Annotated in this window: 27 protein-coding genes; 15 read left to right on the plus strand and 12 right to left on the minus strand. The window is 61.0% G+C overall.

Annotated features, from left to right (window positions below):
- Positions 1–101: 101 nt before the first annotated feature.
- Positions 102–1,511 (plus strand): MATE family efflux transporter, encoded by a 1,410-nt coding sequence (locus H7H48_RS01480; protein WP_229447057.1) that lies wholly within the window; start codon positions 102–104, stop codon positions 1,509–1,511.
- Here H7H48_RS01480 and H7H48_RS01485 read toward each other — a convergent pair.
- Positions 1,477–1,965, minus strand: coding sequence for a hypothetical protein (locus H7H48_RS01485; RefSeq protein WP_229447058.1), 489 nt, complete (start codon positions 1,963–1,965; stop codon positions 1,477–1,479). The genes H7H48_RS01480 and H7H48_RS01485 overlap by 35 nt on opposite strands.
- A gap of 233 nt (positions 1,966–2,198) precedes the next feature.
- Here H7H48_RS01485 and H7H48_RS01490 point away from each other — a divergent pair, with 233 nt between their 5' ends.
- On the plus strand, positions 2,199–3,230 hold the full coding sequence (locus H7H48_RS01490) for a DUF1176 domain-containing protein (protein ID WP_229447059.1): 1,032 nt from the start codon (positions 2,199–2,201) through the stop codon (positions 3,228–3,230).
- Between the two features lie 9 nt (positions 3,231–3,239).
- Here H7H48_RS01490 and H7H48_RS01495 read toward each other — a convergent pair whose 3' ends face one another.
- The 7 genes from H7H48_RS01495 to H7H48_RS01525 are packed head-to-tail and all read right to left on the minus strand — an operon-like array spanning position 3,240 to position 9,464.
- Positions 3,240–4,124, minus strand: a complete 885-nt coding sequence (locus H7H48_RS01495; protein WP_229447060.1) for an alpha/beta hydrolase — start codon at positions 4,122–4,124, stop codon at positions 3,240–3,242.
- The gene (locus H7H48_RS01500) at positions 4,121–5,728 is read right to left on the minus strand and encodes a molybdopterin-binding/glycosyltransferase family 2 protein (RefSeq protein ID WP_229447061.1); all 1,608 of its coding nucleotides are present in this window, start codon (positions 5,726–5,728) and stop codon (positions 4,121–4,123) included. Before H7H48_RS01500 ends, H7H48_RS01495 begins: the two co-directional genes overlap by 4 nt.
- The gene (locus tag H7H48_RS01505) at positions 5,725–6,429 is read right to left on the minus strand and encodes an XdhC family protein (RefSeq protein ID WP_229447062.1); all 705 of its coding nucleotides are present in this window, start codon (positions 6,427–6,429) and stop codon (positions 5,725–5,727) included. The genes H7H48_RS01500 and H7H48_RS01505 overlap by 4 nt, the downstream gene beginning before the upstream one ends.
- The gene (locus H7H48_RS01510; RefSeq protein WP_229447063.1) at positions 6,429–6,767 is read right to left on the minus strand and encodes an XdhC family protein; all 339 of its coding nucleotides are present in this window, start codon (positions 6,765–6,767) and stop codon (positions 6,429–6,431) included. Before H7H48_RS01510 ends, H7H48_RS01505 begins: the two co-directional genes overlap by 1 nt.
- Complete coding sequence (locus H7H48_RS01515) at positions 6,760–8,022, minus strand: VWA domain-containing protein (protein ID WP_229447064.1); 1,263 nt, start codon at positions 8,020–8,022, stop codon at positions 6,760–6,762. Before H7H48_RS01515 ends, H7H48_RS01510 begins: the two co-directional genes overlap by 8 nt.
- A complete protein-coding gene (locus tag H7H48_RS01520; protein ID WP_229447065.1) occupies positions 8,023–8,937 on the minus strand; it encodes a MoxR family ATPase in 915 nt (304 codons plus the stop codon).
- 32 nt (positions 8,938–8,969) lie between these two features.
- A complete protein-coding gene (locus H7H48_RS01525) occupies positions 8,970–9,464 on the minus strand; it encodes a flavin reductase (RefSeq protein ID WP_229447066.1) in 495 nt (164 codons plus the stop codon).
- 250 nt (positions 9,465–9,714) lie between these two features.
- Between H7H48_RS01525 and H7H48_RS01530 the strand changes: the two genes are divergently transcribed.
- From H7H48_RS01530 to purB, 5 genes are all read left to right on the plus strand, one after another.
- Positions 9,715–10,773: a branched-chain amino acid ABC transporter substrate-binding protein gene (locus tag H7H48_RS01530; RefSeq protein ID WP_229447067.1), complete on the plus strand. Its 1,059-nt coding sequence runs from the start codon at positions 9,715–9,717 to the stop codon at positions 10,771–10,773.
- Positions 10,773–11,786 (plus strand): P1 family peptidase, encoded by a 1,014-nt coding sequence (locus H7H48_RS01535; RefSeq protein ID WP_229448060.1) that lies wholly within the window; start codon positions 10,773–10,775, stop codon positions 11,784–11,786. The genes H7H48_RS01530 and H7H48_RS01535 overlap by 1 nt, the downstream gene beginning before the upstream one ends.
- Before the next feature lie 30 nt (positions 11,787–11,816).
- Entirely contained in the window at positions 11,817–12,542 is a 726-nt protein-coding gene (locus H7H48_RS01540; RefSeq protein WP_229447068.1) for a DUF2259 domain-containing protein, read from the plus strand.
- Positions 12,543–12,580: 38 nt separating this feature from the next.
- Complete coding sequence (locus tag H7H48_RS01545) at positions 12,581–13,078, plus strand: hypothetical protein (protein WP_229447069.1); 498 nt, start codon at positions 12,581–12,583, stop codon at positions 13,076–13,078.
- A gap of 61 nt (positions 13,079–13,139) precedes the next feature.
- On the plus strand, positions 13,140–14,447 hold the full coding sequence (gene purB / locus H7H48_RS01550) for an adenylosuccinate lyase (protein ID WP_229448061.1): 1,308 nt from the start codon (positions 13,140–13,142) through the stop codon (positions 14,445–14,447).
- Between the two features lie 344 nt (positions 14,448–14,791).
- On the opposite strand, the gene H7H48_RS01555 is transcribed toward purB, so the two are convergent.
- Entirely contained in the window at positions 14,792–15,601 is an 810-nt protein-coding gene (locus H7H48_RS01555) for a VOC family protein (protein ID WP_229447070.1), read from the minus strand.
- Positions 15,602–15,821: 220 nt separating this feature from the next.
- Here H7H48_RS01555 and H7H48_RS01560 point away from each other — a divergent pair, with 220 nt between their 5' ends.
- Positions 15,822–16,370 carry an alpha/beta hydrolase gene (locus H7H48_RS01560; RefSeq protein ID WP_229448062.1) on the plus strand — a complete coding sequence of 183 codons (549 nt, stop codon included), beginning with the start codon at positions 15,822–15,824 and terminating at the stop codon, positions 16,368–16,370.
- Between the two features lie 6 nt (positions 16,371–16,376).
- Here H7H48_RS01560 and H7H48_RS01565 read toward each other — a convergent pair whose 3' ends face one another.
- Both H7H48_RS01565 and H7H48_RS01570 read right to left on the minus strand, forming a co-directional pair.
- Positions 16,377–17,159: an HpcH/HpaI aldolase/citrate lyase family protein gene (locus tag H7H48_RS01565; RefSeq protein ID WP_229447071.1), complete on the minus strand. Its 783-nt coding sequence runs from the start codon at positions 17,157–17,159 to the stop codon at positions 16,377–16,379.
- A gap of 5 nt (positions 17,160–17,164) precedes the next feature.
- Positions 17,165–17,488 carry a DUF1476 domain-containing protein gene (locus tag H7H48_RS01570; RefSeq protein ID WP_229447072.1) on the minus strand — a complete coding sequence of 108 codons (324 nt, stop codon included), beginning with the start codon at positions 17,486–17,488 and terminating at the stop codon, positions 17,165–17,167.
- A 271-nt stretch (positions 17,489–17,759) separates the two neighbouring features.
- Here H7H48_RS01570 and purC point away from each other — a divergent pair, with 271 nt between their 5' ends.
- From purC to H7H48_RS01600, 6 genes are all read left to right on the plus strand, one after another.
- The gene (gene purC, locus H7H48_RS01575) at positions 17,760–18,548 is read left to right on the plus strand and encodes a phosphoribosylaminoimidazolesuccinocarboxamide synthase (protein WP_223020479.1); all 789 of its coding nucleotides are present in this window, start codon (positions 17,760–17,762) and stop codon (positions 18,546–18,548) included.
- A 30-nt stretch (positions 18,549–18,578) separates the two neighbouring features.
- Complete coding sequence (gene purS, locus H7H48_RS01580) at positions 18,579–18,821, plus strand: phosphoribosylformylglycinamidine synthase subunit PurS (RefSeq protein ID WP_223020478.1); 243 nt, start codon at positions 18,579–18,581, stop codon at positions 18,819–18,821.
- A 20-nt stretch (positions 18,822–18,841) separates the two neighbouring features.
- Positions 18,842–19,117, plus strand: a complete 276-nt coding sequence (locus tag H7H48_RS01585; protein ID WP_229447073.1) for a hypothetical protein — start codon at positions 18,842–18,844, stop codon at positions 19,115–19,117.
- Positions 19,114–19,782, plus strand: a complete 669-nt coding sequence (purQ, locus tag H7H48_RS01590; RefSeq protein WP_229447074.1) for a phosphoribosylformylglycinamidine synthase subunit PurQ — start codon at positions 19,114–19,116, stop codon at positions 19,780–19,782. The genes H7H48_RS01585 and purQ overlap by 4 nt, the downstream gene beginning before the upstream one ends.
- Positions 19,782–20,222 (plus strand): hypothetical protein, encoded by a 441-nt coding sequence (locus tag H7H48_RS01595; protein ID WP_229447075.1) that lies wholly within the window; start codon positions 19,782–19,784, stop codon positions 20,220–20,222. Before purQ ends, H7H48_RS01595 begins: the two co-directional genes overlap by 1 nt.
- Before the next feature lie 255 nt (positions 20,223–20,477).
- Positions 20,478–21,116 carry a Pr6Pr family membrane protein gene (locus H7H48_RS01600; RefSeq protein ID WP_229447076.1) on the plus strand — a complete coding sequence of 213 codons (639 nt, stop codon included), beginning with the start codon at positions 20,478–20,480 and terminating at the stop codon, positions 21,114–21,116.
- 117 nt (positions 21,117–21,233) lie between these two features.
- On the opposite strand, the gene H7H48_RS01605 is transcribed toward H7H48_RS01600, so the two are convergent.
- Positions 21,234–21,461 (minus strand): DUF1127 domain-containing protein, encoded by a 228-nt coding sequence (locus H7H48_RS01605; protein WP_229447077.1) that lies wholly within the window; start codon positions 21,459–21,461, stop codon positions 21,234–21,236.
- Positions 21,462–21,542: 81 nt separating this feature from the next.
- On the opposite strand from H7H48_RS01605, the gene H7H48_RS01610 reads away from it, so the two are divergent.
- The gene (locus H7H48_RS01610) at positions 21,543–22,955 is read left to right on the plus strand and encodes a PLP-dependent aminotransferase family protein (protein WP_229447078.1); all 1,413 of its coding nucleotides are present in this window, start codon (positions 21,543–21,545) and stop codon (positions 22,953–22,955) included.
- Positions 22,956–22,995: the final 40 nt, after the last annotated feature.

Below are 22,995 nucleotides of genomic sequence, written 5' to 3' on the forward strand. Positions count from 1 at the left end.
GGCTGGCAACGTTAAAAGCAATTTTTCGCCGAAGGCATCCTCCTTCCGCGCATGATTCCGGCAGGCGTTGAATGTTCCGCCCGCCACAAGGGGTAGACAACATGACGGCCATCGCTCCCGGCGTCCGCGCGCCGGCCAATCCGTGGACCGCCGAAGCGCGGGCGATGCTGGCGCTTTCTTGGCCGATGGTGCTCACCAATCTGGCGCAGATCGCCATGACAACGACCGACGTCATGATGATGGGGCGTTTGGGCCCGGATGCCCTGGCAGCCGGGACACTCGGGTACAATCTCTATTTCGCGCCGCTGATCTTCGGTCTTGGTCTGCTGTTGGCCACCTCCCCCATGATGGCGAGCGCGCTTGGACGCAAGCTTCATTCGGTGCGAGACGTGCGGCGCACGGTCCGGCAGGGGCTTTGGCTTGCGATTGCGGTCTCCGTCCCGATTTGGCTCCTGCTCTGGCAGTCCGAGCGGGTGCTTCTGTGGATGGGACAGGAGCCAGACCTCGCTGCAGTGGCTGGCAGCTATGTGCGTGCGCTTCAATGGGCGGCTCTGCCGTTTTTCGGCTATATCGTGCTGCGCTCGTTCATTTCGGCGCTCGAGCGACCCGGATGGGCGCTTACCATCATGTTCATCATGGTCGCCTTCAACGTGCTGGCCAACTGGTGTTTGATGTTCGGCAATCTCGGTTTTCCGGCACTTGGCGTTCCCGGATCCGGCATCGCCACCACGCTTTCAAGTCTTTTGATGTTTCTCGGTCTCGCGCTGGTCGTTTCCATCGAACGCCAGTTCCGCCGCTACCAGCTTTTTGGTCGCTTCTGGCGTTCCGACTGGCCGCGCTTCTTCGAACTGATCCGCCTCGGCCTGCCAATTGCGGGAGCGATGACGTTCGAGGTCACGATCTTCAATGCCGCCGCTCTTCTGATGGGCCTCATCAGTGCGCCCGCATTGGCCGCCCACGCCATTGCGATCCAGATTTCCTCCATCACATTCATGGTGCCCATGGGGCTTGCGCAGGCGGCAACCGTCCGCGTTGGCCGGGCGTACGGTGCGCAGAACCGGGACGCGATCGCCCGCGCCGGCTGGACCGCGTTCGTCATGGGGGTTGGTTTCATGGCGCTGATGGCCGTCATCATGGTCACGCTTCCAAGACCATTGATCGGCGCTTTCATCGATCTCGACCTGGCCGAAAATGCCGACGTCATCGCCCTTGCCGTCACCTTCCTGGCTTTTGCCGGGCTGTTCCAGATATTTGATGGGGCGCAGGCGGTTGCTGCCGGCATGTTGCGTGGGCTGCACGACACGAAAGTGCCGATGATCTATTCGCTGTTCGGCTATTGGGGGCTCGGCATGACGTCGAGCGTGGTCCTTGCCTTTGTCCTCGGCATGGACGGGCCCGGCATCTGGATCGGCCTCGTAAGCGGCCTCGCCATCGTTTCAGTCTTGCTCTATGTGCGCTGGTTGCGGCGCGAGCGCCTCATGCCCTGGCTTCACCAGCCCCGCGCGGCTTGAATTTGCCGCGTTTGGCTTCATCAATCAGCATATTCGCCACCTGCATGCGCATCATGGCATTCGCCCGCAGATGAGCAGGCACACGGTCGGGGTGATTGCGAAAGGCGAATTCCCGCCGCAACCGATCAAGGATTTTGGGCTCGATGGCCTGGCTCAGACCGAGTTCACGGGCGATATCGTCTGGGTCAGTGGTCAACGGCGGTGACGGAGGCGCTTCGGCAGCCTTGCTAGCAGCCTTGCTCCTTGGCTCGACCGGCTCCGCCATCCGGTGCTCGTCATACTCGACCTGCGCGCGCCGGTCGGTAAAGTTGATGCGTCCGGAATGGAGCTCTTCGGCCACGGAAAGATAGTCGAGTGAATTGAGGCTCGCAGGCACGCCGCCCGCATGCTCATCATCCTCGCTGATCAGTTCATCAAGCAATGCCGCAAAATCGCGGCCTCTCCCGATGGCCATGTCGCATCTCCCGCCGGTGCGAGAGCTCCCATCATACAATCCGCACCGAACGCACCCATAGCGAGGGGCGGTTAAGAAATGCCCCTCTGTTTCATTCTATTTGAAACAACACCAAAATGCACGACGCGCCGCTACAGGCGATCACAATCTGAGCAATGTTCAAACGCTAATATCGGTGCGAATCGATGTTTCCCGCGTTACCCTGCAGGCCGTTTCGAGCCGAGGAGGCCCTGATGAAACCCGCTTTCGCCGCCGTCGCATTCCTTGCTGCGTTGCAAACATCCGTCCTTGCACAGGACGAACCCTATCTGGACGACCGCTCGACGCCGCAAACCTTGTTGAAATCCCTTTACAACGCCGTCAACCGCAAGGAATACGCCCGCGCCTACGACTATTTCGCAACGCCGCCGGCCGATACGCTCGAAGCCTATCAACAAGGCTATGCCGACACGGAACATGTCGAGCTTGCAACGGGAACAGCCACCTCCGAGGGCGCTGCCGGCAGCATTGTCTATTCACTGCCCGTGGCGATCCGTGCGCGGGCAAGCGGTGGCGACGAACGGGTTTTTGCGGGTTGCTATACGCTGCGCCTGTCCAACCCGTTGATCCAGGGAACACCTTACAATCCGCTTCATATCGAAAAGGCGGAAATGAAACCCGCTACCGGCGAACTCGCCAGCGTTCTGCCGCCCAGCTGCGGTGATGGCGCTCCGGATGAAACCGACGCCATGTTGGCCAGCGCAACGGCACTCTTCAAGTCTGTTTATGGCGCCAGCTGCCCCCAGGCATTCGAACAGAAACGCGACGATCAGGTGGAAAGCTACACGATCGCCTTCAACTACTCGCACGAAAGCCTCGACACACCGAAACACGAGGCCAAGCTCTTCCGATTCTATTGCGGTAGTGGCGCGTATAATGAGATTCACGCTTATATTCTGGCCGATGAGGCCGGTGCGCTCACCCCTCTTCAATTTGCCACGCCCGAAACGAGCGTACAGTATCAAGATGATGATCCCGAGGGGAAAGTGGAGGACATCCGGACGATCGGTTATACTGCCGACAACACGCTTGTGAACTCGTCTTATGATGCCGATACGCTGACGCTCACCAGTTACAACAAATGGCGCGGTGTCGGCGACGCCTTCTCGTCAGGCACCTGGATCTTCCGCGAAGGCACCTTCACGCTCGTGCGCTATGATGTCGATGCGTCCTATGACGGCGAACAGGATCCCATCACCATTCTCGACTATCATACAGGCCCCTGACACGTCGCGTCATTGCTGAGCAAGCATCCAGTTCAGCGTCTCGCGCCAATCGGTCATGCGGATCGGCGTGCCATGGGTGCCGGTCTCGAACCGCACGAAGCGGGCAGGATAGCCCTGTGCCGAAGAACGGATCTTGCGAAAGAACGCCTCCTGCCGCTCGACCGGAAACACACGGTCATTGCTGCCGTGACCGAAGAACACCGGCACGCGGGCTGCAAAAGCCGGGCTCTTGAGAAACGCCTCATGCCACAGGGAGCCGAGCAGCAGCAGCCCGCCAAGCCGATCCACCATCGTTTCATCTTCCGCGAGCCACCAGCACTGCACGCCCCCCATCGAACCGCAGGCGACAAACACGGGCGCGCCCGGCGAGGCCGTCGCATAATGAGAAATCAGCGCCGCGATTTGTTGTTTCCCACGCGCCTCGAAATCCGCAACATCAGGCGACAGATAAAGCCCGCCGCTCTTCACCATCAGGTTCTTGATGCGGTTGAAATTGCCACCGAAGGTGAAGTCATTCACGCCCTGCCGGCGATTGCCGCCTTGCCCGTGCAGGTAGATCACGATCGCGCTCGCCCCGTGGGTCTTGCCCACGGCAAAGAAACGCACCGTGCCCGCCTCCGTCTTCATTGCGAGTTCCTGCTGCGCACTGCGCACGCCTGTGGAAATGTATCGCCCCTCCACCCGCCGTTCCGGCACGGCATCGCGAGCATTGATGTCGCGCATTTCCTGATAATCGACAACGCGGTAGGCGCCGCCATCACTGGATGACAGAACCGCGGGATAGGCAAAAAGCCGGTCCTTGTGCGAAGCGAGTTCAAGCGCCTTGACCGACGCTACCGAAACAAACAGGAAAAGAACAGGAAACCAGAACCTTGGCCTGAAAAGAAAACTCATCGATCGAACGTCCCGCCCGCCTTTTCGAGCGCCTCCGGCGTGTCCACGTCGAGATGCGCCGCACCGCCGATCTCCACATCGAACACCGGGACCAGCCCCTGCTCCACCACATGCCTTGCGCCCGTATCACCTTCAAGCCGCGCCACTTCGGCAAAGAGCACGCGCGGAAGGATCACGGGATTGCCGCGTTTGCCATTGTGGGTTGCCCGAACCACGGAATTGCCGCCCGCCTTCACAAAGGCATCCACGAGCCTGTTGAGATCGTCGCAACCAACCTGCGGCATGTCCGCCAGCATGATCAGCGCACCGGAAGCCTCTTCCGGGAGCGCCGCAATTCCGGCCTTCAGAGAAGTGGAAAGCCCGTCCGCATAGGCATGGTTGATCGCAAAGCCCAGTCCGAGACCTTGAAGCGCTGCCTGCACAGGCTCCGCGTCATGCCCAAGCACGGCCACGGCTGCGCCCACACGCGCCTTGGCCAATGCCGCTCCCGTCCGCCGCACCAGCGGCACATCGTCAAATTTGGCGAGAAGCTTGTTGCGCTCCCCCATCCGGCGCGATTGGCCGGCCGCCAGCAAAACACCCCAAACCAGGGGGGCGTCCGCGTCGCGCTTTCCCTCGCGCGGCTGCGGCCGCGTCGGAATTTCGGCGAGCAGCCCGCCGACGCCCATCCCGGCAATATCGGCAGAAGAAACGGCGAGCCCCGCCATCAGCCGGTCAAGCACCCAGTCAAAACCATTTGACTTGGGGCTGCGCGCGCAGCCGGGCGCGCCGATGACCGGCTTGCCGTCAATCGTGCCCAGCACCAGAAGATTGCCGGGATCAACCGGCATGCCGACCCGCTCCACCGCGCCGCCCGCCTTGCGGATGGCGGAAGGGATCACGTCATCCGCATCGCACACCGCCGATGCGCCAAAGACGAGCAGCATGTCGCTTTCATCCTTGAGCACATCGAGCGCGCGCGCAACCGCTTCGGTCTCATGCGCCGGTCGCAGCTCGCGCGTCACGCGGCTTCCCGAACGCGCCAGCCGCTCACGCGTGATCCGTGCAGTCTTGCCGAGCACGCTGTCTTTCAGGCTGGGCAATGCGGTCTGCACCACACCGACAGAATGCGCGCGAAACGGCGCCAGGCGGAACACGTCCTCCCGGACCACAGCCAATGCCTCATCCACCCTGCCAGAGCCAACAGCAAAGGGGATGATCTTCACCGTCGCCACCATCTGCCCTTCGCCGACCGGGCTATAATCTGGCAGCGTGGCAAGCGTGACGGCCGGGTCCACGGCATTCAACCGGTCCACAGCTTCCTTGTCGACAATGAAGAGACCTGCCTTTTCAGCATAAAAGTTCACCCGCCCCGTGGAGGGAGGCCGCGCGGCAATTCCGTCGACGGCAAGCCGTTTCGCAAGCCGTTCCGCCGCCTGATCCTCGTCCAGATCTCCGGGCTCCAGTTTTGCCGCAATCACGGTCGAGACACCTTCGGCCCGCAAAAGTGCAATGTCTTGTGCCGTAAGCCGGTGCGCCTTGCGCAGCCGCATGCTGCCGGCCAACGTCGCATGGGCGAGCACCGCTCCCTCGGCATCTTCAACGCAAAGCGGCCCGAACTTCACGACGGGAGCCCCCCACCATCGAGCCCGCGCGTCCGCAGCGCCCGGATCACCGAGCCAAGCACCGCCACGGCGATCTCGGCTGGCGTCGCAGCGCCGATATCGAGCCCGATGGGTGCATTGATCCGCTCCAGCGCCTGCCCTGCCACACCGGCATCCTTCAGGCGCTCCACGCGCTTGGCATGGGTCTTCCGGCTGCCCAGCGCCCCGATGTAAAAACACTCAGCGTCAAAAGCTGCCTTCAAGGCAGGGTCATCGATCTTCGGATCATGGGTCAGGGCTGCCAGCGCCGTATAGGCATCGAGCGGCTGGCGCGCCAGCGCTTCATCCGGCCATTCGGCGTGAAGCGCCACGTCGGGAAAGCGCTCCGGCGAGGCGAAGGCGGTGCGCGGGTCGATGATTGTCAGATCGAAGCCGGCGATCTTCGCCATCGGCGCCAGCGCCTGGCTGATATGCACCGCCCCGATCACCACGAGACGCGGTGCGGGCAGATGCACGTTGAGGAAAAAATGCCGCCCGTCGACCTCCACCACACCGGATTTTCCGGAGCGAAAGGCACGCGCCACAGCCTCCCCCAGAACTCCTGCCACCGTGTCGCCCTCGCCGATCACACGGTCGCGTCCGTCGCCCAGATCCGTCAGCAGGATCGCAGCCTTGCGGTCGCGCCGCAGCGCGTTCAGTTTTTTGAGCGAATGCGGATCCACTAGCCAAGCCTCTCCACATAAACCCGGATGCGCCCGCCGCAGGAGAGCCCCACCTCCCAGGCGGTCTCGTCGGCCACACCGAATTCCAGCATGCGCGGCTTGCCCTCAGCGAGCACGTCAGCGGCCTCGGCCACCACCGCGCCCTCGACACAGCCACCCGACACGGATCCTTCGAAATTGCCGTCCATGTCGATCACCAGATGGCTTCCCACAGGCCGGGGTGCAGAGCCCCAGGTTTCGACCACGGTGGCAATCGCCACATCGCGGCCGGCATTCATCCATTCCTCCGCGATCATCAGCGGATCGCGCGCATGGTCCTTATGCACAAGATCAGACATTGGCGTTTCTCCCGCCTTTCATATGGGCACGCTGGAAGTGCCGTGCCAAGTCCCCGCCGCTCGCCGGTGCCGTCAGCGCGGCCACCAGATCGCCAAGCGCATCGAGCGAGTGTACGGGGCGTAATTCATCCACATGCGGCAGCATGGCGCGCATGCCCCGTGCGCGCGGCTCGAACCCCTCGAAACCCAGCAGCGGGTTCAACCAGATCAGTCGCCGGCATGATTTCGAAAGCCGCTCCATCTCGCGTGACAGAACCTCGATATGGTCGCGCTCCAGCCCGTCGGTGATCAAAAGCACGATGGCGCCCTGCCCCAGAACCCGGCGCGACCACAGCCGGTTGAAATCGCCCAGCACCGTGCCGATCCGCGTGCCGCCCGACCAGTCGCGCACGGTCCCCGAAGCCTCGTCCATCGCCTCATCGGGATCGCGACGGCTGAGCGCACGCGTGATGTTGGTCAGCCGCGTGCCGAAGGTGAAACTGTGAACGCGCCGGCGCTTCTCCGTCAGCGCGTGGAGAAAATGCAGGAAAATGCGCGAATACTGGCTCATCGAGCCCGAAATATCGACCAACGCCACCAGCGGCGGCGCGATTTCTCTTGGCGAACGGAATCTTGGCAGGATCAGGTCACCGCCCGTGCGCAGGCTCGACCGCAGCATGGCATGGGGATCGATCCGCACACCATGGGGATCCGGTCTGAAGCGGCGCGTCGCGATCTTGTCGAACGGCAATGTGAGATCACGCATGGCAAGGCGCGCCTCGGCCAGTTCAGCCGCCGACATCTGCGCAAAATCCTTGCCACGCAGCACCTCCATTGCCGTGAAGGAAAGGCGCGCATCGAGCTCGAATTCCGGGCGTTTCTTGATGATCGCGCGCCGTTCCTCATCGAGCGCATCTTCGGCACGGCGGTCGCCGGCGCGCTTCTTCTCGCGCAGCACTTCCGCCTCCTCGCCATCCTCGCCGCCGTCCGCATCGTCGCGATCCTCGCGCCGCGCCCAGTAAAGTCGGAACACCGCGTCGAACACCGCATGGTCCTCGCGCCGCGAGATCATGGTCGAATGCAGGGTCCAGTAAAAATCCTGTCGGTTCTCGATTCCGACCGAAAGCACCGCGCGCACCGCATCCATCACCGCCGCAGGCCCGATCCTGAGGCCGGCGCGGCGCAGCATGCGGGCAAAGCCGACAATGCGGTTTGCCAGCCGCGCGCCCTCCTGCTCAACCGAAGCCGATTTCTGCATTACCGGGGCGGCGGCCATTCAGCCGACCCTCACCTCTTCCAGAACCTGCACGCCCTCGCCCTCTTCCATCCGCGCGATGTCGTCCTGGTATTTCAGGAGAACGCCCATCGTGTCAGACACGCTTTCGGCGTCCAGCGCCTCCTTGCCAAGTGCCGTCAGCGCCGTCGCCCAGTCGATGGTTTCGGCAACACCAGGCGCCTTGAAGAGATCGAGCTCCCGCAGTTTCTGCACGAACACCACGATTTGTTTTGCCAGCGTCGCATTGGCGTTCGGCACCTTCTTGGCCAAGATGTCGAGCTCGCGCTGCGCGTCGGGATAATCGACCCAGTGATAGAGGCAGCGCCGTTTCAGCGCGTCGTGAATCTCGCGTGTGCGGTTTGTGGTGATGACGACAATCGGCGGTTCGGCAGCCTTGATCGTGCCCAGTTCCGGCACGCTCACCTGAAAGTCGGACAACACTTCCAGCAGATAGGCCTCGAAGGCTTCGTCAGCCCGATCCAGCTCGTCGATCAGAAAGATCGGAGGCCCATCCACACCGCTTTCCAGCGCCTCCAGCACCGGGCGGCGGATAAGATACTTTTCGGAGAAAACACCGCTTTCCATTTCCGCGCGGTCATGAACGCCTGCCGCTTCGGCCATGCGGATCTCAATCATCTGGGCGGCGTAGTTCCACTCATAGACGGCAGAAGAGACATCGAGCCCTTCATAACATTGCAGCCGGATGAGTTTTCGCCCGAGCCGGTCAGCCAGCACCTTGGCGATCTCGGTCTTGCCCACACCCGCCTCGCCTTCCAGAAACAGCGGCCGCTGCATCGTCAGGCTGAGATAGAGCACCGTGGCAAGTGAGCGGTCAGCCACATAGCCACCCTCGGTCAGCAGCTCCAGTGTTTCATCGATCGATTGCGGCAGGCCGCGTGTGCTCGGTTGGGCCATCATTCCCCCAGTTTTCGCGAAAGCGTGCAAGGTTACAACACCCGATAACCCCGTTCATGGTAGAGGAGCGGGCTCGATTTGTCGCCGATACTGAGGCCTGCGACTTGGCCGAAATAAACCCGATGCGTGCCAAGCTCCACCGTCTTCACCACGTGGCAGTCGAACACCGCCAGAGCATCTGAAAGCGTGGGAGCGCCGGTGGCAATGGTTTCCCAACGGGCCAGCGCAAAACGCTCTTCGGGCGAAAGTCCGGTCAGCCCCGAGAATGCGTTCGAGAGCTCCTGATGATCCGCTGCCAGCGTGTTGAGCGCAAAAACGCCGTTCTTCACGAAACTGTCATTGTTGGGGTTTTCGCGGTTGAGGCACACCAGCACCGTGGGTGGATTGTCCGAAACCGAACAGGCCGCGATGGCTGTGACGCCGCGCTTGCCTGCCGGCCCATCCGTGGTGACCACATGAACGGCACCGGCAAAACGGGCCATGGCATCGCGATAGTGGCGCGGTTCGATCTCGTTGGTCTTCAGCACAATCAACTCTTTTCAACTCTTGGGCGCGATATAGGATATTCCCAAGCCTTACCAAGGCATACCGAAACCCGACAGTGCAAAATCAGAAAAAGCGGTACGCCAACCCAACACGCCAAGCAGACGCATATTGCCGCAAGTGCTTTATGGCACAGTTATTTACCAGTTCAGCAGCTTTGCGGTTAATGTCTGGTGCCGACGGGCTGATTCCCATGCTACTGCGTGACCGTTAAACGGGTAACTGAACCACGATATGCGTTGCTTGGTCTTTTTCATCTTTTGCAGCTTCGCTGCCATCAGCCAGCCTGCCGCTCATGCGCAGGAGCCGGTTGTCGGGCTGGCCGCACCTTTGACCGAGAACTTCGAGCTGCTTGGGCAGCAGCTGCGCGATGGAGCACGCGTGGCGGCTCAATCGATGGGTGCGCGGATTGTCGAGGCCGATACGCAGTGCAGCACCGAAGGTGGGGAGGCCGCCGCCCGCTCACTCATCGATCAGAACGTATCGGTGGTGGTGGGCTTTCTGTGCACAGACGCCATCGACGCAGCGCTCCCTCTCTTCGCGAAAGCGGAGATTCCAGTCATCACGCCCGGGGTGCGCACTGCAACCCTGACCGATCAGCGTGAACGTACCGGCTGGCCCGTTTTTCGTACTGCGCCGCGCGCTGATGCGGAGCGCGATGCGGTCGCCCGGCTTCTCCTGCCCCGCTGGCGCGATGCCTTTTTCGCCATCGTGGACGATGGAACCATCTACGGGCGCGAACTGGCGGAGAACCTCCGCGCGTCTGCCGAGCTGCAGGAACTCAAGCCCGTCTTCATCGACACGTTCCGCCCGCAACTCGACAATCAGATTGCACTGGCCGGGCGCCTGAAACGCTCGGGCGCAACCCACGTATTCGTGGGCGGCGATCGCAGTGACATTGCCATTCTCGCGCGCGACGCGGCAGGCATGGATTACCAGCTCGTTATCGCTGGTGGCGAAGCGTTGCGCGCAGAAGAAAGCACCATACCTCTTGCCGACGGAACACTGATGGTCGGCCTGCCGCGTTGGGCCGACATCGCCACTGAGAGCGCCAAAAGCGCGCTGGGTGACGCCGGCATTGTGCCCGACGGTTACGTTCTACCTGCCTTCGCAGCCACCGAACTTGCCATTTCCGCGTTGCGTGCGGGGTCCGGCGCCATCGCGACGACACTCCAATCCGGCACATTTCAAACAGCGCTCGGCCCATATTCCTTCGATGAGAAAGGTGATCTCGAACAGCCCTTGTACCAGCTGTTCCGCTTCGACGGGCAGGCCTTCAAGGCGGTTGAATGATGTGGCGCAAGGGACCGCGGAACCTGATTACGGATGTCGCAGGACTCACGGTCGGCAATCACACCGACCAGCGCGTGAGGTCAGGGGTCACAGCAATTCTGTGCGAAACGCCGGCGACCGCCGGTGTGCAGGTTCTCGGCGGAGCGCCGGGCACCCGTGAAACCGACGCGCTGGAGCCACACAATCTGGTCGACGGGGTCGATGCCATCACGCTGTCAGGCGGCTCCGCTTTCGGCATTGATGCGGCAGCCGGCGTTCAGGCGGCGCTGCGTGAAATGGGCCGAGGTTTCGAAATTCTGGGCTTTCGCGTGCCCATAGTGCCCGGCGCCATCCTGTTCGATCTTCCCAATGGCGGCAACAAGGACTGGGGGCGCTTTTCCCCCTATCGGGATTTCGGCTTTTCCGCCGCCATGTCCGCATCGCAGGACTTCGAGATCGGCACGGCAGGTGCCGGCACAGGCGCCACCACGGCTACGCTGAAGGGCGGGCTCGGCTCGGCATCCACCGTGCTTGAATACGGCATCACCGTCGGTGCGCTCGTTGCGGTGAATGCGGTTGGTTCGGTCACTGTCGGCAACACACGGCATTTCTGGGCCGCCCCTTTTGAGATCGGCGACGAGTTTGGCGGCCTCGGTCTGCCTCACCCAATGCCGCCGAATGCTTCCAGCGTCACCACAAAAATGCGCACGGCCGCGCGCGGCAACACCACGATTGCCATCATTGCCACCGATGCAAAGCTCGACAAACCGGCTGCAAAGCGTCTTGCCATCGCCGCTCACAACGGTTTCGCGCGCGCCATCTGGCCGGCGCACACGCCGGTCGATGGCGATCTGGTCTTCGCGTTGTCGACCGGCCGCAACGAAACGCCGCTTGATCTCGAAGCAGTGATCGATCTCAACGCCGCCGCCGCCGCAACCATGGCCCGCGCCATTGCCCGGGGGGTGTTTGCCGCCAAACCGGCTGAAGGTGATATATTTCCCACTTGGGCGAACACATCTGTCATAGGGCAGTGAGACGAGCATTCAGCCGAAAGGAATGTCATCATGAAACAGTTTCTCATGGCACTGTGCGCCGCCGCACTTCTCGCCGCTTCGCCCGCGGCTCATGCAGGAGACACGCCCTCGGTCGAGGTTCTCGGCTTTTCAGCCGACGGTTCCACATTCGCCTTTGAGGAATTCGGTGTGCAGGACGGGTCCGGCTTTGCTTACGCCAATCGCTATTACATCAATACCGCCAATGACAGTTTCCTGCCCGGCACGCCCATCCGTGTGACCCTTGAGCAGGACGGGGCCAGTATTTCCGAGGCACGCGCTGAAGCCAGAACACAGTCTCAATCTGTCATTGCAGACAGCGAGCTTGCAGAAAATCTCGGTTTTACCGCCGGCTGGAACGCTGTGACGGAACAGTCAGCTGATCCCTTCCGCATGGCTGTCAATCCCCGCCCGGTCTTTCCCGCGATCGACAGTCCCCTCGAATTCCGCCTGACTGAACTTCCCATGCCGGACGGTGCGGAGTGCTATGGATTCGGCGAGCCAGCCGGCTTTCGCCTCACACGTATTGCCACACAGGCCGGGGCGGAAACCGTTCTTGTGCATGAAGACAGCGCGATTCCGCAGAGCCGCGGCTGCCCTCTCGGCTATAGGATCAGCGGCATCCAGACTTTCTATCCGCAGGGTGGCACACCGGTCTTCGCGGTGATCATTGCCGTGCGCAAAGTGGGCTTTGAAGGGCCCGACCATCGATTCATCGCCGTTACCGGTCGGCTTTGAACGTTGATGTCGGACGGCGGCAGAGACGTGGTTTTTTCGTGAGGCGTTGTTTTGCCAGCCTGCGGCAGGCGCTGCCATCGCTCACACAGGCGTTGACAGGCGCGCTCTTTTGGGGCGCGCTCATGGGCCTCAACATGCTCGTTTTTCTGTGGGCGCGCGGATGGCAGACACTGCCGCAAGTGCTGGTGCTGGCATCGATCTTTGCGCTGGGTGGGGCACTGGCCTTTCCCGTCGGGCACACACTTCAGGCGCTTGTTGCGCGCAGGTCCGGGCCCGAGACGCGCTTTGCTGCAGCCTTTGTTTGCTTCGCTCTCGCCACCATCGGCATCACGGCCGCGCTCTATGCACTGCAGTATCGTGCATATTACGCTCAGTGGCACGGCGATCCCCTGTCAGTCCGGTGGATTCTGCATTTCATTTTCACCACGGCGGGTGCAGTCTATCAATTCGCCGTCATAGGGCTCCGGGCCTATTTTCCCTGGGGATTGGCCGCGCTTTTCGCCCTCTCCTGCATCTATGCCTCCAGGCCGCGTTGAGGAAAACGTCAAGCTCTGCTAGTCAGGCGCCGACCCCACTTTCATGGAAGGCAAGGCACGCATGATCCCGCGCTATTCGCGGCCGGAAATGGCTGCAATCTGGTCGCCCGAGACCAAGTTCCGCATCTGGTTCGAAATCGAGGCTCACGCCGCAGACGCGATGGCCGAGCTCGGCATCGTGCCGAAGGAAGCCGCTAAAACCATCTGGGACAAGGCCGGCAACGCCACGTTCGATATCGACCGCATCGACGAGATCGAGCGCGAAACGAAGCACGACGTCATCGCCTTCCTGACGCACCTGGCAGAGATCGTCGGGCCCGAGGCCCGCTTCGTCCACCAGGGCATGACCTCCTCCGACGTGCTCGACACCTGCCTCAGCGTCCAGCTCGTGCGCGCCACCGACATCCTGCTCGACGATCTCGAGAAGCTTCTCGCGGCGTTGAAGAAACGTGCCTTCGAGCACAAGGACACGGTCACCATCGGTCGCAGCCACGGCATCCATGCAGAGCCGACCACCTTCGGTGTCAAGCTGGCGCAGGCCTATGCCGAGTTCGAGCGCTGCCGTACCCGCCTCGTCTATGCGCGTGAGGAAATCGCCACCTGCGCCATTTCCGGCGCCGTCGGCACTTTCGCCAACATCGACCCGAGCGTCGAAGCACACGTCGCGGAGAAGATGGGCCTGAAGCCGGAGCCGGTCTCCACACAGGTCATCCCGCGTGACCGCCACGCCATGTATTTTTCCACGCTCGCCGTGATCGCTTCCTCCATCGAGCGCCTCTCGGTGGAAGTGCGCCACCTGCAGCGTACCGAGGTTCTGGAAGCCGAAGAGTATTTCTCGCCGGGGCAGAAGGGCTCGTCGGCCATGCCGCACAAGCGCAACCCGGTTCTGTCGGAAAACCTCACCGGTCTTGCCCGCATGGTGCGCGCCTATGCCATGCCTGCCATGGAAAACGTGGCACTCTGGCACGAGCGCGACATCTCGCACTCCTCCGTCGAGCGCATGATCGGCCCGGATGCCACCGTCACGCTGGATTTCGCGCTCATGCGCTTGACCGGCATGATGGAAAAGCTGGTGGTCTATCCCGAGGCGATGGACAAGAACCTCAACAAGTTCCGCGGCCTCGTCCATTCGCAGCGCGTGCTTCTGGCGCTCACCCAGGCAGGCGTGTCGCGCGAGGATGCCTACCGGCTGGTGCAGCGCAACGCCATGAAGGTCTGGGAACAGGGTGCCGATTTCCTTGAAGAGCTTCTGGGCGACAAGGATGTGCGTGCGGCTCTCTCGGAAGACGAGATCCGCGAAAAATTCGATCTCGGCTACCACACCAAGCATGTGGACACGATCTTCGAGCGCGTGTTTGGCGAAAGCTGATCTCTGCCCCTTAAATGCAAAAACGCCGGCGCATCACCCGATGCGCCGGCGTTTTTTTGTCTGGAGCAATTCCGGAAAACTGGGAACGCTTCATGCAGATGACGGCTTCCTTCTCCCCGCGAGCGGGGAGAAGGTCCCGGCAGGGGGATGAGGGGCCGACGCCGCGCATGAAAATTTTTCCGTATTGTGGGTTCGCAGAACTTCGCGCCCGCCCCTCATCCTCACCTTCTCCCCGCAAGCGGGGAGAAGGGGCCTCGAAGTCGGCGTCTGCAACAACTCCAGGAAAAACAGGAACCGGTTCTCCGCGCTTCAGCGAAAGCTGAATGCTCCGGAACCGTGCGGCGTCAGTTTGACGGTGCGACCCGCACGACGGTGCCCCACGGGTCGGCGAATTCCTTCTCCGCCGTCGCATTCCTGCTCTTCAGCTCCAGCCAGGAAAGTCCGGTGCGGTTTGGATTGCGCTGGCCCGCCCCGGCGCTGCGCCAGCTGTTGGCGCCGATATGGTGGTGATAACCGCCCGTCGCCAGAAACACCGCCTGCGATCCATAGCGCGCCATCGTGTCGAAGCCCTGCGCCTCGTGCCACCAGGTTTCCGCCGTATTCGGATCGCCCACCCGCAGATGCACATGGCCGATGACGGTGTTTTCCGGCGCGCCCTGCCAGCCTTCGTCGCCATCCGCCAGGGTGGACAACAGGCTTGAGAAATCAAGCCGCTCGGTCGCCATCGCAATGCCGTCCTCGTTTCTCGCCCAGCTTTCAGGAGCACGGTCGGCATAGATCTCAATGCCATTGCCCTCCGGGTCCGAAAGATAAAGCGCTTCACTCACCAGATGGTCCGAAGCACCTTCAAGCCGCATGTTCCTGTCGCGCGCAAACAGTGCCCAGCGCGCCAGATCAGCCCGCTCCGGCAAAAGGAATGCCGTGTGGAATAGCCCTGCCTCGCGCGGATTATCCGGTTCGGCAGAGCGATCCTCGACGATCTCCACAAGCGTGCGACCGCCGACGCCCAGAGCAATCGCGCCATCGTCGCTTTTCATTTCCTCAAGGCCCAGGATATCCGCATAAAATGCGGCCAACATCCGCGCATCGCGTGCTTTCAGGCCCACGCGGCCGATGCTCACCGGGGTGGTTGCGGCGAAGGGAAACCCATTCATGGCAAAATCTCCATTAAAGTGGCAGCCGGCCATTTCCGCGGGCCACCTCGCGTTTGCCTGAAACTGGCGTGTCATCCTCACACGCACAAGCATGTGTCGGGAGAACACTTCGTTCACAGTTTCAATGCCAATAAAAAGCAACCGTTCGATGCAGATCAAAATCGCGCTTCCAACCGGCGAACGCTTGCATGCAACCGATACGATGGCTACATGGCCGGCCATGAAAGCTTCCGACGCAGACATCCTCATCATCCCCGGATACACCAATTCGGGACCCGATCATTGGCAGACGCGGTGGCAGTCTCGTCTCTCCACGGCGCGGCGTGTCGAACAGGAAGCCTGGTCGAAGCCGGTGCGCGAAGACTGGGTCGCCAATGTCGCAAAAGCCGTCAATGAAGCGGAGAAGCCGGTTGTTCTGGTCGCACATTCGCTGGGTGTGGCCACCGCGGTGCAGGCGATTCCGGAATTCAGAAAACCCGTCGCCGGCGCATTCTTTGTTGCCCCGCCGGACGTCGCCAACAGCAGGATCAGACCGAAACACCTGATGACCTTCGGTCCCTATCCGCGCGACCCGCTGCCCTTCCCGTCAATCACCATCGCCAGCCGAAACGACCATTTCTGTGCGTTTGACGTCGCAGAAGATATTGCAGCCGCGTGGGGATCGCTGTTTCTGGATGCAGGCGAATCGGGCCATATCAACGCCGAATCGGGCTTCGGCCCGTGGCCTGAGGGCTCCATGACCTTTGCCAAGTTCCTCCAGCAGCTTTGATCGCTCTCAATCCTGAATGGAATCCCGCGCGGCCTGGAGCATCGCCGGAGCGCCCTGAGCCATATATGTCGCTTCTGATCCCATGGCGAACAGCCTGAATCCCATGGCGTAGAACCGCCCGACAAGGCGTGGATCGACCACATAGATGGCCGCGTGTTTGCCGAGAGCCCGCGCCTTTTGAGCGATAGACGCAATCGCAGGCATCATTTCTTCAAGAGCCGGATCCACGGTCTTGCCGTTCGACCACGCGATGGAAAAATCCGAGGGGCCAACCAGCACACCGTCGATGCCGTCCACAGCCAGAATGTCGTCGAGCGCGGCAAGTGCCTGCCGGGTCTCTATCATGGCAAAGGCGACCGTGCCGGTATTGGCTGTTTCCAGCCATGTCTGCCCGTCGAAAGCGCCTTCACGCGGCATGGCGAAACTTGGCCCCCAGGACCGCAGCCCGACGGGCGGGTATTTCGTCGCGGCCGCGAAGGCGCGGGCGTCCTCAAGTGAGTTCACCATCGGGGCGATCACAGCCTCTGCGCCCATATCGAGCGCGCGACTTGCCATGTCGAAACGCCCCACGGGGATCCGCACCAGAGAATGTTTGTGATGCGAGCGGATGGCACTGATTCCACGCAGCACGCTGTCTTCGTGATGCCCCCCATGCTGCATATCCAGTGTCACCGCGCCGAAGTCCAGTCCGGCGACGAGCTCGACGGTTAGCGAATCGGGGATGGACGACCAGGCGGAGAAAACGCTCTCTCCTGCCTGCAGCCGGGTGGCCAGGGAGGGAACCGGCAAGCGCCTTACTCGCCGCTCTTGATTTGCTCGAGCGCAGTGGCGAGCAATTCGTCCATTGTACGGCGAATCTGATGATCCGATTGCTGGACCCCTGCCGCATCGAAATCCTTGCGAACCTTCCGGAACACATCGTCGTCCCCGGCTTCTTCGAAATCCGAGTTCATGACCTCGCGCGCATAGGCATCTGCCTCATCACCGCTCTTGCCCAGCTTTTCAGCGGCCCACAGGCCGAGCAGCTTGTTGCGGCGTGCCATGGCTTTGAACTTCTGGGTCTCGTCGTGAACAAACTTGTTCTCGAACGCGTCTTCACGATCTTTCATATTGGCCATCTCGCAATTCCTCCGGCTCGGGCATCGTGTGGCGATGCGGAAACATCTGGTTGAGAAGCAGAAACCAGATGCCCCGTCCCGGGTCAATACGCTCGTTTGGCTCATCCGTTCTTTGCCGGCGGGACACAAACTCGTTGGCTATGACGAATGGCAATTGTGGTATGAGTGGGTTTGCGCTAGAGACCGCGTGAAACGATGCATCCATGAAACTGCCGCATTGCGGAACTTCCGCGCGAAGTTTCCCTGTCTAGGCAACGGACCAGGAAAAGCCATGAACCGTCGTCGCCGCATTTATGAGGGCAAGGCCAAGATTCTTTATGAAGGCCCCGAGCCCGGCACCTTGATCCAGTTCTTCAAGGACGACGCCACCGCCTTTAACAAGAAGAAGCACGAGATTGTCGATGGCAAGGGTGTGCTCAACAACCGGATCTCGGAGTACATTTTCGAGCATCTGAACCGAATCGGCATCCCGACCCACTTCATTCGCCGCCTCAACATGCGTGAGCAGCTGATCAAGGAAGTGGAGATCATTCCGCTCGAGATCGTGGTGCGCAATGTTGCAGCCGGCTCGCTCGCCAAGCGTCTGGGCATCGAGGAAGGCACGGTGCTGCCCCGTTCGATCATCGAGTTCTACTATAAGGCCGATGCGCTGGACGATCCCATGGTCTCCGAAGAGCACATCACGGCCTTCGGTTGGGCCAGCCCCCAGGAGATCGACGACATGATGGCGCTCGCCATCCGCGTCAACGACTTCCTGACCGGCCTCTTCCTTGGCGTCGGCATCCAGCTCGTCGACTTCAAGATGGAGTGCGGGCGTTTGTGGGAAAACGAGATGATGCGTGTGATCGTGGCGGATGAGATTTCGCCCGATTCCTGCCGCCTGTGGGACACCACCACGCAAGACAAGATGGACAAGGACCGTTTCCGCCGCGATATGGGCGGGCTGGTCGAGGCCTATCAGGAAGTCGCACGCCGTCTCGGCATCATGAACGAGAACGAACCGCCGCGCGGCAATGGCCCGGTCCTCGTATCCTCCAAAGACAACAAGACGCGCCACTAGGCCGTTTCAGGACATGCAGGGAGCAGCAAAGTGATCAAGGCCCGCGTCACCGTGACGTTGAAGAACGGCGTTCTGGACCCGCAGGGAAAGGCCATCGAAGGCGCGCTCGACGCGCTCGGTTTTTCCGGTGTCGGTTCGGTGCGCCAGGGCAAGGTCTTCGATCTGGAGCTCGAGGGTTCCGACAAGGCCAAGGCCGAGAGCGACCTCAATGCCATGTGCGAAAAGCTTCTGGCGAACACAGTGATTGAGGACTACACTGTCTCTGTTACCTGAGGTTGTGGAGAAAGACTGTCATGGGCGACGTCACCAACGAGCTGCTTTATGAAGTTCTCAAGAGCATGCAGGGTCGCCTGGACAAACTTGAAGCCGGTCAATCGGAGATCCGTCAGGAGCTAATCTCCATCCGGGGGCATATGATTGCGATCCAGCAGGATACCCACAACATCTACGGTATGCTTGGTCGTCATGATGATCGCCTCGAACGCATAGAACGCCGCCTCGAGCTCCGCGAATTGGCCCAAGGCCCTCAGAAACCGTACGATCCCAGCCCAAGCGATCAGAACCCATGAAATCAGCCATCATCCAGCTTCCCGGCCTCAATCGCGACCGCGACATGATTGCCGCGCTTACCAGGATTTCCGGAAAAGCGCCGATCACCGTCTGGCAGACGGAGACCGAGCTTCCCGATGTCGACCTGGTGGTCATTCCCGGCGGCTTCTCCTATGGCGACTATCTGCGCTGTGGCGCAATCGCCGCGCGCATGCCGGTCATGCAGGCCGTGGCCGAGAAGGCTCGCAAGGGCGTTCTCGTCATGGGCGTGTGCAACGGGTTTCAGGTTCTGCTTGAGATGGGCCTCCTGCCCGGCGCGCTCATGCGCAACGCCTCATTGAAATTCGTGTGCCGCGAGGTCAAGCTCGAAGTGACCAACGCCAACACCGCCTTCACGCGCAGCTATGCGCAGGGCCAGATCATTCGCTGCCCCGTGGCCCATCATGATGGCAATTATTTCGCCGATGATGAAATATTGAAACGGATCGAGGGTGAAGGCCAGGTTGCGTTCCGCTATGCCGAAGGCACCAATCCCAATGGCTCTGTGAACGACATTGCCGGCATTGTCAGCGACAGCGGCAACGTGCTCGGCATGATGCCGCATCCCGAAAACCTCATCGAGGCCGCCCATGGTGGCGATGACGGGCGCGCGCTCTTTGCCGGTCTTCTTGGAAAGGCTGCCTGATGGGCTATGCCGGCCATTCCGGCTTAAACCTGCGACGCTTCGCTCGCTGTGCTACCGGCGCGGTGTCTATAACAGCGCTGCTTCTGTTGTCAGCATGCCAGACAGAACCTGTGGGTGGCGCTCTCAACCTTGAGGTCGATGCGTCGACCCCTGTGGCCGCTCTGCAGAAGATCAACAGCATTGGTGCAAAGTGCTGGATGCGGTCGGGCGATCGCCGCTTCCGTGATCTTCATATGATTCCGGAGCTCGATACGCGCGTCGGGCGGCCACGGCTCCTGATCATGCGCAGCAAAAATCCACAGGGGCTGCCTTTGCTTGTCATCGAAGCAACAGGTTCTCCGACAACGATTTCGACCTACGGCCCCCTGGCGTCGTCACAGACGGGTGCAAGGATCAACGCTGATATCATGCGCTGGTCTGGTGGAGCGTCCGACTGCTGAGCAGCAAAATCGCTTGAGCGAAATTGACGTACCCCACTCCCACATGCATTCCCTTGGCGAACGCATTCCCTTGGCGATATGGAATTGTTGCGGGATATCGCGTCAGGACAATACGACCGGATTTGTTGCACAGCGTGGTCGCGCGTTGCCCTTTCGGGATCCAGCCCGTTCTCACGACAATTGCTTTAGGCCTAAACTTTAAATTTAGATTCTCGGACTAATGCAAGCCTCGCAACACGGCCCAGGGGAACCCGCATGACGAAAATCCTGAACATCGCCGGCCTCGTGGTCGGCTTGCTTGCTCTTGTCGTGCAATTCACCTTGACCATACCGGCTTCCATGGAAGCGGGTCGCAGCCTCATTGGCTCCATCATCTACTACTTCTCGTATTTCACGATCCTGACCAACATTCTGGTGGTTTTCGTCCACATGGCTGCTTTGTCCAAAGCTCCTCGCTTCTTCACACAGGCCTGGGTGCGTGCCGGCGTCGCGGTGGCAATTTCGGTGGTCAGTCTGGTCTACTGGCTGCTTCTGTCGGCGATCTGGCAGCCACAAGGCCTGTTCCTTGTGTGCGACATCGCGCTACACTACTTTGCGCCGGCGCTCTATCTCGTCTGGTGGTTGGTGGCTGGTACGGATGGCAGCCTTTCCTGGCGCCACCTACCGCTTTGGCTCGCTTACCCGCTCCTCTATGTGATCTTTCTACTCGTGCGCGCGCCCATCGCGGGTGAGATCCCCTATTACTTTCTGGATGCACGGTTGAACGGATGGCCGAGCGTGCTCGTTTACTCTGCCGCCATTCTCGTCACATTTGCGTTTCTCGGACGCGTTGCCATGCTGGCAGATCGCCTTATAGCGAGCGGAAAACCCTCTCGCGCCAACGCCTCTGTCTAGAGACAGACAGCACCAAAACCTTCATCAACCTCGCCCTCTTCTCGGCTATTGGAAAGGCGTTTCGATAGCTACCGGCGTGCTCACACTTCACTCTCGAGGGACGCGAAAGCAGTCTGCTCAACTCCAGAACGATCTCAGCCCTTCGCGACGGGCCTCTTCCCGCGAGATGCCTATATCCCGCAATTGATCATCTGTAAGGTCGTACAAGGCCAGCCTGCTGCGACGTTTGCTGAGCGCGGCATTGATCCATTCCAGCGCGGAACGAAGCCCAACCCCATACATCCTCTTCGCGGGCCCAGGCGTCGCCGGCTCGCATCTTTTGCCGATTGTCTTGATTGCGTCCATTGTATCACTCCTCGTTTCATATTGGAGCGATTGAACCTATGCATTGACTCAAATATCGGAGCAATATACATAATTGTCACCATGACAAATTGGCTCCCTAACCTTCATCGCGGATCCGGCCCGCTTTATGTGCGACTGGCCGACCAGATCGAACGCGATATTGAGAATGGCACGCTCCCGCCCGGAACCAAGCTGCCGCCGCAGCGCAATCTTGCTTACGATGTTGGCGTCACAATCGGCACGGTAAGTCGGGCTTATACGCTCGTCCGACAACGTGGACTCGTGTCGGGAGAGGTAGGGCGCGGCACCTATGTTCTAGAGCGTATACGCAGCGCCCGCTCGACGGATGCGCAAGCACAACCCTTCGGAGGCACACGGGCAACCGTGCCGGAACCCGGCAAGACCCGAATGGATTCGACTGCTGCACCCAATGTTGGCCAAGCGCAAATTCTCACTCATATCGCGGAACGAATCGCTCGCGAACATCCTTCTGATGTCGCCAGTTACACGCGCGCGCTCCCTACGCGGTGGCTTGAGGCAGGGAGCCAGTGGCTCGCGCGTGGCGATTGGCGCCCGCAGCCGGGCTCCATTGTCCCCACACTCGGCGGTCATGCCGGCATACTCGCGGTCATTGCTGCCATGACCGTGCCAGGTGACCGGATCGCTTTCGAGGAATGCACCTATTCGCATGTCGCCCGCAGCGCCACCGTGATCGGTCGCCGTCTGCTTTCGGTCGCCATCGATGACGAAGGCATGGTGCCGGAGGATTTTGAACGGGTTTGCGCCCAGCAACATCCCCGCATGGTGTTTCTGGTTCCCTCGCTCCACAATCCGACACTTGCGACGATGCCCGAAGCGCGCCGGCATGCCATTGTGGAGATTGCCAAGATTCACAATGTCTGGCTGATCGAGGATAATATCTACGGCGCGCTTCTTGAGGAGACGCCGCCCCTGTTTGCGTCACTGGCGCCTGAGCGCACATTCCACGTCGGCAGCCTGTCCAAATCGGTGGCGGCAGGTGTGCGCGGCGGTTGGGTGGCCAGCCCCCTACCCTATGTTTCGCGTGTGCTTACCGCGCACAAAATGATCACCGGCGGCATTCCTTTTCTGCTTGCCGAATTGGCCGCCCAGCTGGTGCTTTCCGAAGAAGCCGCAAGCATTCATGCCCGCGTGCGCGCGGAGATCGCAGCCCGGCAGGCGATTGCCGCATCCGTCCTTGCCGGGAAAGATTTCGCCTCTCACCCCGATGCACCCTTTCTGTGGCTGAAACTGCCCGAACCATGGCTTTCCAGCACCTTCAAACAGGCCGCCATGGAGGAAGGTGTCCTGGTTGACGACGAGGACGAGTTCAAGGTCGGCCGGGGCGGCACCCCACTCCACCGTGCCCGCATCGCTTTCACCGTTCCGGAAAGCCGGGAGACAGTGACACGAGGACTGAAGAAGCTCAGAAGTCTTCTGGACAATCCGATCAGCGGGTTTGACAATTACGGTTGATGAAAACCGGCAAAGGGAAGTGGATTATCCGCGCGCAATA

Source organism: Nitratireductor sp. B36 (genome assembly GCF_020833685.1).
Lineage (GTDB): Bacteria > Pseudomonadota > Alphaproteobacteria > Rhizobiales > Rhizobiaceae > Nitratireductor.

Coding starts and splice junctions, on each gene's coding strand:
- H7H48_RS01535 (WP_229448060.1), top strand. CDS start 10,773: ATGTGGCGCAAGGGACCGCGGAACCTGATTACGGATGTCGCAGGACTC.
- purB (WP_229448061.1), top strand. CDS start 13,140: ATGATCCCGCGCTATTCGCGGCCGGAAATGGCTGCAATCTGGTCGCCC.
- H7H48_RS01555 (WP_229447070.1), bottom strand. CDS start 15,601: ATGAATGGGTTTCCCTTCGCCGCAACCACCCCGGTGAGCATCGGCCGC.
- H7H48_RS01585 (WP_229447073.1), top strand. CDS start 18,842: ATGGGCGACGTCACCAACGAGCTGCTTTATGAAGTTCTCAAGAGCATG.
- H7H48_RS01610 (WP_229447078.1), top strand. CDS start 21,543: ATGACAAATTGGCTCCCTAACCTTCATCGCGGATCCGGCCCGCTTTAT.
- H7H48_RS01570 (WP_229447072.1), bottom strand. CDS start 17,488: ATGGCCAATATGAAAGATCGTGAAGACGCGTTCGAGAACAAGTTTGTT.
- H7H48_RS01560 (WP_229448062.1), top strand. CDS start 15,822: ATGAAAGCTTCCGACGCAGACATCCTCATCATCCCCGGATACACCAAT.
- purQ (WP_229447074.1), top strand. CDS start 19,114: ATGAAATCAGCCATCATCCAGCTTCCCGGCCTCAATCGCGACCGCGAC.
- H7H48_RS01530 (WP_229447067.1), top strand. CDS start 9,715: ATGCGTTGCTTGGTCTTTTTCATCTTTTGCAGCTTCGCTGCCATCAGC.
- purC (WP_223020479.1), top strand. CDS start 17,760: ATGAACCGTCGTCGCCGCATTTATGAGGGCAAGGCCAAGATTCTTTAT.
- H7H48_RS01540 (WP_229447068.1), top strand. CDS start 11,817: ATGAAACAGTTTCTCATGGCACTGTGCGCCGCCGCACTTCTCGCCGCT.
- H7H48_RS01520 (WP_229447065.1), bottom strand. CDS start 8,937: ATGGCCCAACCGAGCACACGCGGCCTGCCGCAATCGATCGATGAAACA.
- H7H48_RS01485 (WP_229447058.1), bottom strand. CDS start 1,965: ATGGCCATCGGGAGAGGCCGCGATTTTGCGGCATTGCTTGATGAACTG.
- H7H48_RS01515 (WP_229447064.1), bottom strand. CDS start 8,022: ATGGCCGCCGCCCCGGTAATGCAGAAATCGGCTTCGGTTGAGCAGGAG.
- H7H48_RS01595 (WP_229447075.1), top strand. CDS start 19,782: ATGGGCTATGCCGGCCATTCCGGCTTAAACCTGCGACGCTTCGCTCGC.
- H7H48_RS01600 (WP_229447076.1), top strand. CDS start 20,478: ATGACGAAAATCCTGAACATCGCCGGCCTCGTGGTCGGCTTGCTTGCT.
- H7H48_RS01480 (WP_229447057.1), top strand. CDS start 102: ATGACGGCCATCGCTCCCGGCGTCCGCGCGCCGGCCAATCCGTGGACC.
- H7H48_RS01510 (WP_229447063.1), bottom strand. CDS start 6,767: ATGTCTGATCTTGTGCATAAGGACCATGCGCGCGATCCGCTGATGATC.
- H7H48_RS01605 (WP_229447077.1), bottom strand. CDS start 21,461: ATGGACGCAATCAAGACAATCGGCAAAAGATGCGAGCCGGCGACGCCT.
- H7H48_RS01495 (WP_229447060.1), bottom strand. CDS start 4,124: ATGAGTTTTCTTTTCAGGCCAAGGTTCTGGTTTCCTGTTCTTTTCCTG.
- H7H48_RS01490 (WP_229447059.1), top strand. CDS start 2,199: ATGAAACCCGCTTTCGCCGCCGTCGCATTCCTTGCTGCGTTGCAAACA.